Here is a 15,740-nt window from a genome sequence, read left to right as displayed (position 1 = left end):
AAGTATTCATCATGGCTGTATTGACTGTAGAACATGTACAAGCACAGTATCCGGGTGCTGAACAACCGGTACTGAAAGATGTGTCATTTCAGCTGGGCTCTGAGCAACTGATGGTTGCATTAGGTGCTTCAGGCAGTGGTAAAACAACCTTATTAAATTTGATTGCTGGATTTACTCAGCCACAAGCAGGCACTTTAAAACTGGATGGTGAAGTAATCATTGCACCTAGCCGAGACCGTGGTGTGGTGTTCCAAGATGATGTTTTATTGCCTTGGCAGAATGTAGAAGACAATATTGCTTTTGGTTTAGAGCTTGCAGGGGTTGATAAAAAAACACGCCAAAACCGTGCACAAGCATTACTTAAATTGGTGAATTTAGAAGGCTTTGGGCAACGCCATATCTGGGAACTTTCAGGCGGGCAACGTCAACGGGTTGGTTTAGCGCGTGCTTTGGCTTCTGACCCTAAAATATTATTGATGGATGAGCCTTTTGGTGCTTTGGATGCGTTCATTCGTGAACAAATGCAGTGCTTATTATTAGATGTTTGGAAGAGTACGTCCAAACCTACTTTCTTAATTACCCATGACATTGAAGAAGCTGTTTTTCTGGCTACAGATCTGATTATTCTTGCACCAAATCCTGGACGAATTGTGGAAAAGCTGGAGTTGGATTTTGCTAAACGCTATGCCAATGGCGAGCCAGCACGAAGTATTAAATCAGATCCCAAGTTTATTGAAATGCGAGAGCATGTGTTGAGTTGTGTATTCATTCAAAATAATCAGGATCAATACCATGTTGCTCAGAGCAACCAAGCTCAAGTGGAAAAGGTGGAGTAATGACAGCACAATTAGACCCTAAATTGATCCCTCGTACAGTTGAATCTCAGACTGTGGCGGTGAAGGTTCCACGTGAAGTCAATATTACTTTGATCAGTAGTATCACGATCATTACTTTGATTGCAATTTGGTGGCTGGTCACCACTTTAGGCTGGATTGATGCTTTATTCTTACCATCACCAACCGCCGTGTTGCAGCGTTTCAATGATTTATTCAGCAATGGCTATATGAGTATTAGCTTGTGGAGTCATATTGGCGCAAGTTTGGGTCGTATTGGTACAGCGTTGATTGCTGCGGTTATCACTGCGATCCCAGTGGGGATTGCGATTGGTCGCAATAAAATTGTGCGGGGTATTTTAGATCCCATCATTGAGTTTTATCGTCCGATTCCACCACTGGCGTATTTACCCTTGATTGTAATTTGGTGTGGTATTGGTGAATTGTCCAAGGTGCTACTGATTTATCTAGCAATTTTTGCACCGATTGTTATCGCAACAGCAACTGGTGTCCGCTCAGTCGACCAAGCCAAAATTCGTGCTGCACAGTCTTTGGGTGCAAGCCCAATGCAAATTATTAAACATGTGGTTTTACCAAGCTCTTTACCGAGCATTTTAACTGGTATCCGTATTGGTCTTGGGGTGGGATGGTCGACTTTGGTGGCAGCAGAGTTGGTTGGTGCTTCTGAAGGTTTGGGCTTTATGGTGCAATCATCTTCACAGCTTTTGGCTACAGATGTGGTGATTGTCGGGATTTTAATTATCGCTGTGATTGCCTTTATTCTGGAAATTGGTTTACGTCGTTTGCAAAGAAAATTGGTCCCTTGGGATAAGCAATCTCAGTAAGTTATTTTCGCTACACTGTTCGATAGCGTGACGCTATATTTAGTTTTAACGTTTTAATGATGCATTTTATATATCGTGAGATGATCGAGGAAGAAATGAACACTGTTGTTTCAAATATTTTTAAAGTTACCCCATTAAATCCAACGATTGGTGCGCTGATTGAAGGTGTGAATTTCAATCAGCCTTTAACACCTGAACAAAAGGCTTTGATTGAAGCAGCTTTATTGAAACATCAGGTGATCTTTTTTAGAAATCAGCCGATGACTGCACAGCAACATGCGGCTTTGGCACGTCAATTTGGTCAGTTACACATCCACCCAATTTACCCCAATATTCCAGAACAACCCGAAATCATGGTTTTAGATACGGAATTAAATGATTTACGGGATAATGCACTGTGGCATACCGATGTGACTTTTCTTGAAGCACCAGCAATGGGCGCAATTTTAAGTGCAAAAAAAGTCCCTGCATGGGGTGGAGATACACTTTGGTCAAGTGGAACAGCGGCGTTTGAAGCATTATCCAAACCGATGCAAGCGATGTTGTCTGGTTTAACTGCAACACATGATATTGCACGTTCATTTCCAGTAGATCGCTTTGGTGGTGATCCTGCCGAATTAGAAAAGCTAGAACAGGCTAAGAAAAAACATCCTCCGATTAGCCACCCTGTGATTCGCACTCATCCTGTCACAGGTCGTAAAGCTTTATTTGTGAGTGAGGGTTTTACCACACGAATCAATGAACTCGAAGCCAAAGAAAGCGATGCTGTCTTGAAAATGTTGTTTGAACATATTCAGAAACCAGAGTTTGTAGTGCGTTGGTCGTGGCAGGCCAATGATGTGGCATTTTGGGATAATCGTTGTACTTTCCACTATGCTGTTGATGATTACCGTCCTCAGCACCGTGTTATGAATCGAGCCACTTTGATGGGTGATAAACCTTTTTATCAAGCAGATTAAGGTTTAACTTGTTATAAAAACCAATCAAATTTGATTGGTTTTTTATTTTTGAAACAACTGAATTTGAATTCAACTTTTTGAAACTTCAACATTTAAAAAATACATTAAAGAAAAAAATCATAAAGTGAGCTGTTGTTCAAAGTATCGGTATGCTGTGTTTGTCGGTGTTCACAAAACAATTTGAATATTCAAGCTTTGATGAAACCTTGTTGCTGAGCAATAATGTTTAATTATTCATCAAAATTAAACAAATGATCAACATACTAGGCCATAAATATTTATTGCTTGTTGGAAATATCATGTTGATTAATAATAAAAAGCAAATCATTTTGCTGAGTGTGCTGTCTACGCTGTTGGTTGCTTGTAATGATGATAATGATCATTCAAGCACTGAAAAACCAGTAGAGGCAAAAGCTTTGGAACTGAATATCTTGCATATTAATGACCATCATTCACATTTAGATGAAGAAAGCATTAAATTTAAAAGCAATGTGGGGACAGGGGATGAAGAGTTTAGTGTTGCAAGTGGTGGATTTGCACGTGTTGCCAGCTTAATTAACCAACTTGCAGTAGAAAAGAAAAATGCTTTAAAAATACATGCAGGTGACGCGATCACTGGCGATTTGTACTATAACTTAACGGATGGGAAAGCAGACGCAGATGCAATGAACACCGTTTGTTTTGATACATTTACGCCTGGTAACCATGAGTTTGATTCTAAAGATGATGGATTAAAGAAATTTATTGGTTTCTTGGATCAAAGTTCTTGTAAAGACAAAACCCAAATTTTAACGGCCAATGTCAGTTTTGGTGCATCATCACCACTGTATAAAACCAACCGTATTTTGAAGTCACAAGTGTTTGAAAAAGAGGGGGTGAAATTTGCAATCATTGGTTTAACGGTTGCCAAGAAAACCAAAAACTCTTCGCAACCGAATGCTGATACATTGTTTGCAGATGAAATTGAAACAGCGCAAAAAGAAATTAATCAATATAAAGCGCAAGGCATTAAAAATATTATTCTTCAAACCCATGTGGGATACGACTTAGACCAACAGTTGGCAAAATCACTTACCGATGTTGATGTGATTATTGGGGGTGATTCACATACATTATTGGGCCCTGACAGTCTTAAAAAATATGGCATGACACCAGAAGGTGCTTATCCAACACAGCTGAGAAACAAAGATGGTCAATTGGTCTGCGTTGCGCAAGCTTGGCAATACAGTTATATCGTGGGTGATTTAAATGTGAAGTTTGACAAGAACGGGAATGTCGAAAGCTGTAGTGGGACACCACATGTACTTATTGGCAATAACTTTACCCGTACCGCCAAAGACGCAAAAGCAGTCACCGAAACAGAAAAACAAGCAATACTGACGCAATTTAAAACAGATCAGGTTCCATTTACTGTTGTAGCACCTCTACAAAAGACCTTGGATGTTTTAAAACCGTATCAGGAACAAAAGAAAAAATTTGCTCAGGAAATCGTAGGTCAAGCCACAGATAATCTCTGTTCACGTCGAGTTCCTGGTACACAACGTGATGTAAATCGTTCAACACTCGGCGATATCTGTAATAAGAATACCCATGTCGATCAACATGGTGGAGATATTCAACAAATTATTGCTGAAGCGTTTTTACAACAAGGAAAGACCTTCTTTGGCGCTGATATCTCATTCCAAAATGGTGGTGGTGTCCGTGAAGATGTTGCTTTAGGGGATGTGACAGTTGGTAAAATTTATAATGTCTTACCGTTCAAGAATACATTGTTGCGTTTAGATTTGACGGGTGCTGAAGTTAAAGCCACCTTAGAAGATGCAATAGATGGTGTGATTGCCCAGAATAATACGGGTAGCTACCCATATACTGGTGGTATGCGTTGGAATGTTGACTTTACCAAAGACAAAGGCCAGCGTCTTAACCAAATACAAGTACGTAATGCATCTGGGCAATATGAAAATCTTGATCTCAATAAGACTTACAAAGCGATCACGATTGATTTTCTTGCCAATGGTGGTGACTACTATACCACCTTGAAAACCATTACTGGTGAGCGCCGTGTGAATGTTGGCTTAGACTATGCTGAGGCTTTCCTCAAATATGCCCAAGGTTTGGCTGGTCAGACAGGTCAAAAGAAAATTAATAAATTAGCAACGGCTGAATACAGTACCCAGCTATTTATCGATAAAGCAAAATAAACTGAAACAGACAATCAAAATCCCGCTTCGGCGGGATTTTTTCGTTGGTTCATTGATGAAAACTGACAAAATTCTATGTTGGTGATAAATAAATAATTGCAAAAATCCATGCTTAACTTTAAAATGGGCCAAAATTTAGCCACGATGGCTTAAATAATCACAATGACAAAGCTAATTTTCTTTTCACTTGCCTCAATTTGATCTTGTAACGTTGCCTTTTTGACAAGATTGTTTACAACCACTGACTGGTTGCAGGATAACCATAATATCTTGATTGAACCCATCGTTTTAAGCTGGGTGCTTAAAATGTGATTTGAATCAGCTGTTAAATTCAATATTCGGGAGAAAAATCATGTTGTTTAACGTATTTCTCATTTTGGGCTTTAAATAGACCCTATACATTTTTAATCGTTTAAATTAAACGAAAATAAACCTTATTTTAAAGAATATACATGTTCTGAGGGATGACTTTGCTTGCAGAAAATGCAAATTGAAAAAAGTTTAGCCTTAGTCATGAAAAGAAAAAAGTGAATATATGAACGAATATATTAATCAACCTTTTGCACAAAATATGCATCAGATTGACGTAGCGGATTTTGCTGAAATTTCTCCGATTGTAAAACTTTGGGCTTTTCGATTTTTGGTCGAGTTAGGCGGTGCAAAAGAATTTATTTCTGATCATTGCTTTAGTCATCAATGGATTGCAAAAAAGTTAGGTTTTTCTGAAGCATTACTTGCAGATAAGTTCGATGAGCAAGCTGCTTATCAGGAACTCAACCATTTGCATAAAAATAGCCAACAGCAAAATTTATTAGATAATTTTCAGTTCAATGCTGAGTTGCAATATAACCTGAAGTTAATACAGCAATTACTGGATTTAAATGCTGTTTAAAGTACGATTTTAGGTTTTATCGTGATGTTAAATAGTGAACAACTTCTAGATGATATTGCGGATACCATCGGTGAATTGACTGCGTCTAAAACCATACGTGCTTTGGCTGTGGTTTTAGATTTACCTTATGAAGCAATTCGGCAGGCTTTGTCTGTACAAGGGCGTTTACATCGCAGTGGCTTAATCAGTGTTCAACAACACTATCGTAATTATTTACGTGGGAAATTGAATCTGGTGTCAAACCAATTGGCCGATAAGTTATTGGTGAAAACCAATGATGTGATGGATCTGTTTGTTGGAACCATTAATAAAAGTCAGCCTGCTGAATTAACCTTAGAGGATTATCCTCATTTACACACTGAATTGACTTTACTCCTAACTTACTTAAAGCAAGTCAAAATGAGTAAGCAACAGGGGGTAAATATCTTCCTTTATGGCAGTTCAGGCACAGGAAAGACACAACTGTGTAAGACCCTTGCAGATGAAATGGCGGTGCAACTTTTTGAAATCTCCTGTGAAGATGAAGATGGTGATGCAATTTCAGCCACAGGGCGTTTATGTGCGTATCGTGCAGCGCAGTGCATTTTCGACAGTCAATCTGCTTTATTGATGTTTGATGAAGTTGAGGATGTGTTTAATGACACCGAAAATGGTGTGGGGATGAAAAGCACTGCGCAAAGTCGTAAGGCTTGGGTCAATCGTATTTTAGAGCAAAATCGTACACCAACGATTTGGGTGTCTAATTCTGATCAGCTCGATCCTGCGTTTATACGCCGTTTTGATATGGTACTTGAAATTAAAGTGCCACCTAAAAAGCAACGCAGAAGCTTTATCGAACAACATTGTGGTCAAGAACTTAATCCTTTGTATCAGGAAGCCTTGGCCAATGTTGAGCAATTATCTCCAGCAATTTTACGCCGTAGTTATCGTGTTGCCAAAGCGGCTCAAATGCACAATGCGCATTTAGTGGTACAGGAAAGCATGACCAAATTGGTGTCCAATACTTTAAAAGCACAGGGTCATCAAGGCATTAAATTGCAAGATAGTAATGCTTTGCCCAAGTTCTATGATCTGAACTATATCAACTGTAAGGCGAATCTTGCGGAGATCGCATCAGGTATCCAGCAACATGGTTTTGGCCGTTTATGTTTATATGGAGCATCTGGAACAGGTAAAACTGCATTTGCACGATGGTTATCTGAAACCATCAATCGACCATTACTGATTAAGCGTGGTTCAGACTTAATTTCTGCTTGGGTTGGTGAAACAGAACAGAACCTTGCTAAAGCGTTTCATGAAGCCGAAGACTTACAGGCAATTTTATTGCTGGATGAAGTAGATGGTTTATTACAAGATCGCCGCCAAGCAACCCGCTCTTGGGAAGTTTCGCAGGTAAATGAGTTTTTGGTTCAACTGGAAAGCTTTAATGGCATCGTGGTGGCGACAACCAATCGCTTTGATGAGCTTGATCAAGCTGCGTTACGCCGTTTCGATTTTAAAATGCATTTTGATTTTTTAAATTATGCACAGCGTTTGGCTTTATTGGAAAATGTCTGTACACAACTCAAACTTATTGTTCATGAAGCCGATATAAAAGTAAAACTGCAATCTTTAGATCGTTTAAGTGCTGGAGACTTTGCGGTGATTGTACGACAGTCCTGTTTTCATCCTTTTGAAAATGTGGGTTCTATTCTGCAGCATTTAACAGATGAAATGACTGCAAAATATAAAAGTGCACAAAGTATAGGATTTACCGCATCAAATTGATGCGGTTTTTCTTTTTGAATCCTAATTCAGTTGAATAATGCTTAGATTTTGTAATTCGAGAGTGGAAAACAAAGCATAAAAATAACTTTAATATGAAAAAAATAATGAAAAATGCTTAAAAAATAGATAAAAAGCATAAAAAAACACTGATTTTGAGGAAAAAACGCACATCCGATAAAAAAGTTTAAAAAAAGGGGTTGTGTTGGTTAGGGAATGCTGTAGAATGCACATCCATCGGCGGTGATGTTAAATAAAACTTCTGATAAATCAGGCACTTGATTAAGTTGTTAAGATTTCGAATTGAGATTTTAAGATGAGATTGGAGTTGGGTTTGTTAGAAAAAATAATTAACATTATTGATTGACTTTTTAGAGATAGAGAGTAGTATAGCCGACCTAGCTTGATGCTGACGAAGCATTGAGAAGATCATTAAGAGAATATGAAGAACAACTTGTGTGGATTTTTACTGATTGATTGATCGAAATATTATCATTGATTGATTGGTTTAAATTACTCGAAGTTTATTTAAGAGAATTTGTCAGTACATTGATGAGCCAGAATTGTGACCTTAAGTCACTAATGATTTTTAACTGAAGAGTTTGATCATGGCTCAGATTGAACGCTGGCGGCAGGCTTAACACATGCAAGTCGAGCGGGGGAGGTTGCTTCGGTAACTGACCTAGCGGCGGACGGGTGAGTAATACTTAGGAATCTGCCTATTAATGGGGGACAACATCTCGAAAGGGATGCTAATACCGCATACGCCCTACGGGGGAAAGCAGGGGATCACTTGTGACCTTGCGTTAATAGATGAGCCTAAGTCGGATTAGCTAGTTGGTGGGGTAAAGGCCTACCAAGGCGACGATCTGTAGCGGGTCTGAGAGGATGATCCGCCACACTGGGACTGAGACACGGCCCAGACTCCTACGGGAGGCAGCAGTGGGGAATATTGGACAATGGGGGGAACCCTGATCCAGCCATGCCGCGTGTGTGAAGAAGGCCTTATGGTTGTAAAGCACTTTAAGCGAGGAGGAGGCTCCTGTAGTTAATACCTACAGTGAGTGGACGTTACTCGCAGAATAAGCACCGGCTAACTCTGTGCCAGCAGCCGCGGTAATACAGAGGGTGCGAGCGTTAATCGGATTTACTGGGCGTAAAGCGTGCGTAGGCGGCTTTTTAAGTCGGATGTGAAATCCCCGAGCTTAACTTGGGAATTGCATTCGATACTGGGAAGCTAGAGTATGGGAGAGGATGGTAGAATTCCAGGTGTAGCGGTGAAATGCGTAGAGATCTGGAGGAATACCGATGGCGAAGGCAGCCATCTGGCCTAATACTGACGCTGAGGTACGAAAGCATGGGGAGCAAACAGGATTAGATACCCTGGTAGTCCATGCCGTAAACGATGTCTACTAGCCGTTGGGGCCTTTGAGGCTTTAGTGGCGCAGCTAACGCGATAAGTAGACCGCCTGGGGAGTACGGTCGCAAGACTAAAACTCAAATGAATTGACGGGGGCCCGCACAAGCGGTGGAGCATGTGGTTTAATTCGATGCAACGCGAAGAACCTTACCTGGTCTTGACATAGTAAGAACTTTCCAGAGATGGATTGGTGCCTTCGGGAACTTACATACAGGTGCTGCATGGCTGTCGTCAGCTCGTGTCGTGAGATGTTGGGTTAAGTCCCGCAACGAGCGCAACCCTTTTCCTTATTTGCCAGCACTTCGGGTGGGAACTTTAAGGATACTGCCAGTGACAAACTGGAGGAAGGCGGGGACGACGTCAAGTCATCATGGCCCTTACGACCAGGGCTACACACGTGCTACAATGGTCGGTACAAAGGGTTGCTACCTAGCGATAGGATGCTAATCTCAAAAAGCCGATCGTAGTCCGGATTGGAGTCTGCAACTCGACTCCATGAAGTCGGAATCGCTAGTAATCGCGGATCAGAATGCCGCGGTGAATACGTTCCCGGGCCTTGTACACACCGCCCGTCACACCATGGGAGTTTGTTGCACCAGAAGTAGGTAGTCTAACCGTAAGGAGGACGCTTACCACGGTGTGGCCGATGACTGGGGTGAAGTCGTAACAAGGTAGCCGTAGGGGAACCTGCGGCTGGATCACCTCCTTAACGAAAGATTGACGATTGGTAAGAATCCACAACAAGTTGTTCTTCATTGATGTATCTGAGGGTCTGTAGCTCAGTTGGTTAGAGCACACGCTTGATAAGCGTGGGGTCACAAGTTCAAGTCTTGTCAGACCCACCAAGTCTACTGAACACAGAAGAGCAGATATATTAAGATCTTAAGCTGGGGACTTAGCTTAGTTGGTAGAGCGCCTGCTTTGCACGCAGGAGGTCAACGGTTCGACTCCGTTAGTCTCCACCACTAATTAAAGACTAAGTGATTACAGAACTTAGTAAGCCGATAGCTTATTAAGTTCTGTGATTTATCACAGTTAACTACTCGCTGACGAGGCGGTAGTGAATCATTAACAGAATATATTTGAGTTGAAATAATTGTTTAAACTCGTTTTAGTTGATGTTAGCAAGTAATTGTTAATGTTGAATGAAATGAGCACTAGCGATAAAACTGAATCAAGCGTTTTGGTATATGAATTAAATTGAAGCTGTATGGTGATTAAGTTCACAGGCAACAAATAGAAGTGATTAAGTTCACATTGTTGATCCTCCTTGTAGGGATTAACGACTGTTTGGGGTTGTATAGTCAAGTAATTAAGTGCATGTGGTGGATGCCTTGGCAGTCAGAGGCGATGAAAGACGTAATAGCCTGCGATAAGCTTCGGGGAGGCGGCAAATATCCTGTGATCCGGAGATTTCTGAATGGGGAAACCCACTTACCATAAGGTAGGTATCGCATGATGAATACATAGTCATGCGAGGCGAACGAGGGGAAGTGAAACATCTCAGTACCCTTAGGAAAAGAAATCAATTGAGATTCCCTCAGTAGCGGCGAGCGAACGGGGATCAGCCCATTAAGTTATATGTGTTTTAGCGGAAAGCTCTGGGAAGTGCTACCGTAGAGGGTGATAGTCCCGTACACGAAAGGGCACATATAATGATGACGAGTAGGGCGAGGCACGTGAAACCTTGTCTGAATATGGGGGGACCATCCTCCAAGGCTAAATACTCCTGACTGACCGATAGTGAACCAGTACCGTGAGGGAAAGGCGAAAAGAACCCCTGTGAGGGGAGTGAAATAGATCCTGAAACCGCATGCATACAAGCAGTGGGAGCCGACTTGTTCGGTGACTGCGTACCTTTTGTATAATGGGTCAGCGACTTATATTCAGTAGCAAGGTTAACCGCATAGGGGAGCCGTAGAGAAATCGAGTCTTAATAGGGCGTTTAGTTGCTGGGTATAGACCCGAAACCGGGTGATCTATCCATGAGCAGGTTGAAGGTTGGGTAACACTAACTGGAGGACCGAACCCACTGTCGTTGAAAAGCCAGGGGATGACTTGTGGATAGGGGTGAAAGGCTAATCAAACTCGGTGATAGCTGGTTCTCCCCGAAAGCTATTTAGGTAGCGCCTCGGACGAATACCATAGGGGGTAGAGCACTGTTTCGGCTAGGGGGTCATCCCGACTTACCAAACCGATGCAAACTCCGAATACCTATGAGTACTATCCGGGAGACAGACTGCGGGTGCTAACGTCCGTAGTCAAGAGGAAAACAATCCAGACCGCCAGCTAAGGCCCCCAAATTATAGTTAAGTGGGAAACGATGTGGGAAGGCATAGACAGCTAGGAGGTTGGCTTAGAAGCAGCCACCCTTTAAAGAAAGCGTAATAGCTCACTAGTCGAGTCGGCCTGCGCGGAAGATGTAACGGGGCTAAAACTATATGCCGAAGCTGCGGATGTATACTATGTATACGTGGTAGGGGAGCGTTCTGTAAGCCGATGAAGGTGTATTGAGAAGTATGCTGGAGGTATCAGAAGTGCGAATGCTGACGTGAGTAACGACAAAACGGGTGAAAAACCCGTTCGCTGAAAGACCAAGGGTTCCAGTCCAACGTTAATCGGGGCTGGGTGAGTCGACCCCTAAGGCGAGGCCGAGAGGCGTAGTCGATGGGAAATTGGTTAATATTCCAATACTTCTGTGTAATGCGATGAGAGGACGGAGAAAGTTAAGTCAGCCTGGCGTTGGTTGTCCAGGTGAAAGGCAGTAGGCATGCATCTTAGGCAAATCCGGGGTGCTCTATGCTGAGAGCTGATAGCAAGCTAGTTTACTAGCGAAGTGGCTGATACTATGCTTCCAGGAAAAGTCTCTAAGCTTCAGTTACACAGGAATCGTACCCTAAACCGACACAGGTGGTCAGGTCGAGTAGACCAAAGCGCTTGAGAGAACTCTGCTGAAGGAACTAGGCAAAATGGTACCGTAACTTCGGGAGAAGGTACGCTGCTGACGGTGATAGGACTTGCTCCTTGAGCTATTGGCAGCCACAGAAACCAGGCCCCTGCAACTGTTTATTAAAAACATAGCACTCTGCAAACACGAAAGTGGACGTATAGGGTGTGATGCCTGCCCGGTGCTGGAAGGTTAATTGATGGGGTTAGCGTAAGCGAAGCTCTTGATCGAAGCCCCAGTAAACGGCGGCCGTAACTATAACGGTCCTAAGGTAGCGAAATTCCTTGTCGGGTAAGTTCCGACCTGCACGAATGGCATAATGATGGGGGCGCTGTCTCCAGCAGAGGCTCAGTGAAATCGAAATCGCCGTGAAGATGCGGTGTACCCGCGGCTAGACGGAAAGACCCCGTGAACCTTTACTGCAGCTTGACATTGAACTTTGATCTTACTTGTGTAGGATAGGTGGGAGGCTTTGAAGTAGTGACGCCAGTTGCTATGGAGCCATCCTTGAAATACCACCCTGGTAATATTGAGGTTCTAACTCTGTCCCGTTATCCGGGACGAGGACCATGTCTGGTGGGTAGTTTGACTGGGGCGGTCTCCTCCTAAAGAGTAACGGAGGAGTACGAAGGTGCGCTCAGCGTGGTCGGAAATCACGCGTAGAGTATAAAGGCAAAAGCGCGCTTAACTGCGAGACCCACAAGTCGAGCAGGTACGAAAGTAGGTCTTAGTGATCCGGTGGTTCTGTATGGAAGGGCCATCGCTCAACGGATAAAAGGTACTCTGGGGATAACAGGCTGATACCGCCCAAGAGTTCATATCGACGGCGGTGTTTGGCACCTCGATGTCGGCTCATCTCATCCTGGGGCTGAAGCAGGTCCCAAGGGTATGGCTGTTCGCCATTTAAAGAGGTACGCGAGCTGGGTTTAGAACGTCGTGAGACAGTTCGGTCCCTATCTACCGTGGGCGTTGGAAATTTGAGAGGATCTGCTCCTAGTACGAGAGGACCAGAGTGGACGAACCTCTGGTGTACCGGTTGTGACGCCAGTCGCATCGCCGGGTAGCTATGTTCGGAAGGGATAACCGCTGAAAGCATCTAAGCGGGAAGCCTACCTCAAGATAAGATTTCCCTAGGACTTTATGTCCTCTAAAGAGCCGTTGAAGACTACGACGTTGATAGGTTGGATGTGGAAGTGCGGTGACGCATGAAGCTGACCAATACTAATTGCTCGTGAGGCTTGACTATACAACACCCAAGCAGTTGTATATGAAGCATCATTTGATTCATAAAAGATCAAACATACTTGATTTAGTTGTAAAGCTAGTTACAATACCCAACTCAAATGTTCTGTTAAACTCATTTGGTACGAAGTAAGGCATTTAAATAAGACCCGAACAAGTCCATAACAGTTTGCTGGCGACAATAGCAAGAGTGAACCACCTGATCCCTTCCCGAACTCAGAAGTGAAACCTCTTAGCGCTGATGGTAGTGTGGGGTTACCCATGTGAGAGTAAGTCATCGCCAGCTTTTAAATCTAAAACACCCCGATCTCTAGCGAGAGCGGGGTGTTTTTTTATGCTGAGTGTCTATTATCGAAATGAAACAGATCTCGTTATATTAAGTTAATTGATCACTGAGTTCATTGAATAATGAACTATTGACCTTTAAAATTTTTAGCTAAATAATAATTGAACAAAAATTTGGTATTTCTTATGAAACTTAACTCATTTTCACCGCTTCCTGATCATGATGAAGAATTACATCTTCCTGAACTGGTGTATGCTGCATCTTTAGGAGAGTTTGAACAGGTCGAACAACTATTATCACAAGGTGTTGATGTCAATCAAACTGATGATGAAGGCTATAGTGCGCTACAAGCTGCGGCGGAAAATGATCATTTAGATATCGTTAAATTATTGATTTCTAAAGGCGCAAACAAAGACTATAAAAGCCAATTTACCGCATTAGAGCTTGCAGAAATGGCTGAAAATCAACAGATTATTACGTATTTAAATGGTTTATAGATTCTCAAACAATATGATGTGAATCAGATATGCTATAGATATAAAAAGAAAACCCCATCATCCTGATGGGGTTTTCTTCGTATTGGTGTGTTAGATCTGACTCCTGTCGAATCTCACGTTCCTGATGCTCAGACGCTTTATTGTTGTTTTATGTCTGGGAAACTTCCTGTTCCCTATAACTATAGAATATAAGACTCTGCTTTGATCGTATAGATGACAATCGCTGTGATTGCTGTAAGCATTTTCCTACACAGACAACATGGCTATTAATTTACATCAATATTATTTGCCATAAGTCCTTTGCCTTGTGCTTCAGCAATCAAGCGTTCAGCAGATTCACGGTTTTTACGCAGTCCTGGCATACGGAACTCAGTATGACCATAGTCGTGAATGCGTGTCCAACGTCCACCCCATGTTAAACCTACAGATTCAGCAACAACCCCATATAATTGATAACCTTTCCATGCCCAAGGATCTCGTTCAGAAATAACAACTTTACCATCTCGTTTAAAGGCAACATCGGCTGCTAAACCAAATTGATGATAACTTTGATAGGCTTTGGCTAAAGTCGTGGCTGTATTGCCAGATAAACGAGTTTGACGTTCTGGACTACGATAACCTTCTAAAAGCACCATTTCATAACCATGGCGCTCTTTCATGATTTTAAAGACCATCAGTAAACGCTGCTTATAACTTGGATGCATTTTGTCCCATTTACGGTCAACCATTGCTGTATCGAAGCTGCTACGTTGATCTCCAATCCCTTCATTATCTATAGCTGATGGATTTACACTCGGAAATTGATGATTTGGAACAGGATTTTCTCTTTCCAATATCTGTGCTTGAACAATCGCAGCATCAATTAAGCTTTCATCCACTGCTGGAGGAGGGGTTAAAACCTCACCATTTAATAGCGCATAAATTTGAGGGTCAGTTTTTCTTAAATATTCTGCTTCAACCTTTGTCGGATCAATTGGTCGTGTAAATGCAAAAACAAGAATGCTGGAAAGTAAAAAGAAACCCGCAATCAAAATCCACCATTGCTGTAAATGCCAATGGGTTTGGGTTTGATGGGCTGAGGCTGCTTGATTCATTTGTTCTGCAAAGTGCTTTGCAGAAGCCAGCTTTCTCTTACCTTGCGGTAAAAGTGCTTTAAGGTAGTCTAAAGTTTTATGTCTAATTTCATAAGACATCAGAAAAGTTAGACCAAGCACCAAAAAGATAAAACAAATGACAACAAACAAAATCATGGTTTGTTTTCTATGACTTTACGGTCTATCGTCATTTTCACGGTACCTTCAGGGGAAGCTTCTTGCGCTTCCTCTTTTTTAGGTGCGGCTTCTTTTTCAGTAGGTTTAGCCGCAGTTTCTGCTTTTGCTTCTACTTTTGCTTTTGGTACTGGTTTTGCGGTTATTGCAGCCTGTGGTCTGGTTGCAGCTGGCGGTGGCACTGCTGGTTTCGCCTCTGGTTTTAGCATTTGTTCAAACGGGGAGGCATTCGGATTTGGATTTTTCTGAGCAGCAACCTTATTTTCATGTTTAAAAATCTGATTGAAATCTTTTTCATTGATATGCTGCTTATATGCACCAGCATTTTCATCGTGATGATTGGTTGCTGTTTCTTCAGCATGCACATCGCGTAGTTCAGGTTCTTGTGTTGCAACCGAATCCGTATTGGTACTGGTATTTTCTGTTGGGTTGATATTGATAAAAACAAAAAAGAAAATAGCAGAGATAACCATCCCAGCAATTAAACCAAGTAGAAAAACAGACGATTTCCCCAATGTTTTTTTAGCGGGTTTACTTTGTAATATACGAATAGATGTTTGTTTTTCTTGTGTCATAATTCAACCTG

The 15,740-nt window shown here is 42.1% G+C and carries 9 protein-coding genes, 2 tRNA genes and 3 rRNA genes; 12 read left to right on the top strand and 2 right to left on the bottom strand.

Features of this window, described 5'->3' with window-relative positions:
• Positions 1 to 11: 11 nt before the first annotated feature.
• The 12 genes from tauB (at position 12) to MTO68_RS22835 (ending at position 13,886) form a co-directional block, all read left to right on the top strand.
• Positions 12 to 836 carry a taurine ABC transporter ATP-binding subunit gene (gene tauB / locus MTO68_RS22890; protein ID WP_244014494.1) on the top strand — a complete coding sequence of 275 codons (825 nt, stop codon included), beginning with the start codon at positions 12 to 14 and terminating at the stop codon, positions 834 to 836.
• Positions 836 to 1,678 (top strand): taurine ABC transporter permease TauC, encoded by an 843-nt coding sequence (tauC, locus tag MTO68_RS22885; RefSeq protein WP_004818127.1) that lies wholly within the window; start codon positions 836 to 838, stop codon positions 1,676 to 1,678. The genes tauB and tauC overlap by 1 nt, the downstream gene beginning before the upstream one ends.
• A gap of 95 nt (positions 1,679 to 1,773) precedes the next feature.
• Positions 1,774 to 2,637, top strand: a complete 864-nt coding sequence (gene tauD, locus MTO68_RS22880; protein WP_244014492.1) for a taurine dioxygenase — start codon at positions 1,774 to 1,776, stop codon at positions 2,635 to 2,637.
• A gap of 299 nt (positions 2,638 to 2,936) precedes the next feature.
• Positions 2,937 to 4,838, top strand: coding sequence for a 5'-nucleotidase C-terminal domain-containing protein (locus MTO68_RS22875; protein ID WP_004818124.1), 1,902 nt, complete (start codon positions 2,937 to 2,939; stop codon positions 4,836 to 4,838).
• A gap of 535 nt (positions 4,839 to 5,373) precedes the next feature.
• Positions 5,374 to 5,730 carry a hypothetical protein gene (locus MTO68_RS22870; protein WP_244014490.1) on the top strand — a complete coding sequence of 119 codons (357 nt, stop codon included), beginning with the start codon at positions 5,374 to 5,376 and terminating at the stop codon, positions 5,728 to 5,730.
• Positions 5,731 to 5,754: 24 nt separating this feature from the next.
• Positions 5,755 to 7,497 (top strand): ATP-binding protein, encoded by a 1,743-nt coding sequence (locus MTO68_RS22865; RefSeq protein WP_244014488.1) that lies wholly within the window; start codon positions 5,755 to 5,757, stop codon positions 7,495 to 7,497.
• 587 nt (positions 7,498 to 8,084) lie between these two features.
• Positions 8,085 to 9,623, top strand: a 16S ribosomal RNA gene (locus MTO68_RS22860).
• A gap of 59 nt (positions 9,624 to 9,682) precedes the next feature.
• Positions 9,683 to 9,759, top strand: a tRNA-Ile gene (locus MTO68_RS22855).
• 44 nt (positions 9,760 to 9,803) lie between these two features.
• A tRNA-Ala gene (locus tag MTO68_RS22850) sits at positions 9,804 to 9,879 on the top strand.
• A gap of 337 nt (positions 9,880 to 10,216) precedes the next feature.
• A 23S ribosomal RNA gene (locus tag MTO68_RS22845) occupies positions 10,217 to 13,107 on the top strand.
• A 167-nt stretch (positions 13,108 to 13,274) separates the two neighbouring features.
• Positions 13,275 to 13,389: ribosomal RNA gene (gene rrf / locus MTO68_RS22840) — 5S ribosomal RNA — on the top strand.
• Together the 16S, 23S and 5S rRNA genes with 2 tRNA genes alongside form the textbook arrangement of a ribosomal RNA operon.
• Positions 13,390 to 13,574: 185 nt before the next feature.
• The gene (locus MTO68_RS22835; RefSeq protein WP_244014486.1) at positions 13,575 to 13,886 is read left to right on the top strand and encodes an ankyrin repeat domain-containing protein; all 312 of its coding nucleotides are present in this window, start codon (positions 13,575 to 13,577) and stop codon (positions 13,884 to 13,886) included.
• A gap of 266 nt (positions 13,887 to 14,152) precedes the next feature.
• Here the strand turns inward: MTO68_RS22835 and MTO68_RS22830 are convergent, their stop codons facing one another.
• Positions 14,153 to 15,136 carry a M15 family metallopeptidase gene (locus MTO68_RS22830; RefSeq protein ID WP_244014484.1) on the bottom strand — a complete coding sequence of 328 codons (984 nt, stop codon included), beginning with the start codon at positions 15,134 to 15,136 and terminating at the stop codon, positions 14,153 to 14,155.
• Positions 15,133 to 15,729, bottom strand: a complete 597-nt coding sequence (locus MTO68_RS22825; protein WP_244014482.1) for a hypothetical protein — start codon at positions 15,727 to 15,729, stop codon at positions 15,133 to 15,135. The genes MTO68_RS22830 and MTO68_RS22825 overlap by 4 nt, the downstream gene beginning before the upstream one ends.
• Between the last annotated feature and the right edge of the window lie 11 nt (positions 15,730 to 15,740).

Source organism: Acinetobacter sp. NyZ410 (assembly GCF_022828975.1).
Lineage (GTDB): Bacteria > Pseudomonadota > Gammaproteobacteria > Pseudomonadales > Moraxellaceae > Acinetobacter > Acinetobacter guillouiae.
This window is presented reverse-complemented; position numbering and strand designations above follow the sequence as displayed.

Bases quoted from the DNA above. Each gene is read 5' to 3' on its own strand.
- tauB (WP_244014494.1), top strand. From the start codon at position 12: ATGGCTGTATTGACTGTAGAACATGTACAAGCACAGTATCCGGGTGCT.
- tauC (WP_004818127.1), top strand. From the start codon at position 836: ATGACAGCACAATTAGACCCTAAATTGATCCCTCGTACAGTTGAATCT.
- tauD (WP_244014492.1), top strand. From the start codon at position 1,774: ATGAACACTGTTGTTTCAAATATTTTTAAAGTTACCCCATTAAATCCA.
- MTO68_RS22875 (WP_004818124.1), top strand. From the start codon at position 2,937: ATGTTGATTAATAATAAAAAGCAAATCATTTTGCTGAGTGTGCTGTCT.
- MTO68_RS22870 (WP_244014490.1), top strand. From the start codon at position 5,374: ATGAACGAATATATTAATCAACCTTTTGCACAAAATATGCATCAGATT.
- MTO68_RS22865 (WP_244014488.1), top strand. From the start codon at position 5,755: ATGTTAAATAGTGAACAACTTCTAGATGATATTGCGGATACCATCGGT.
- MTO68_RS22835 (WP_244014486.1), top strand. From the start codon at position 13,575: ATGAAACTTAACTCATTTTCACCGCTTCCTGATCATGATGAAGAATTA.
- MTO68_RS22830 (WP_244014484.1), bottom strand. From the start codon at position 15,136: ATGATTTTGTTTGTTGTCATTTGTTTTATCTTTTTGGTGCTTGGTCTA.
- MTO68_RS22825 (WP_244014482.1), bottom strand. From the start codon at position 15,729: ATGACACAAGAAAAACAAACATCTATTCGTATATTACAAAGTAAACCC.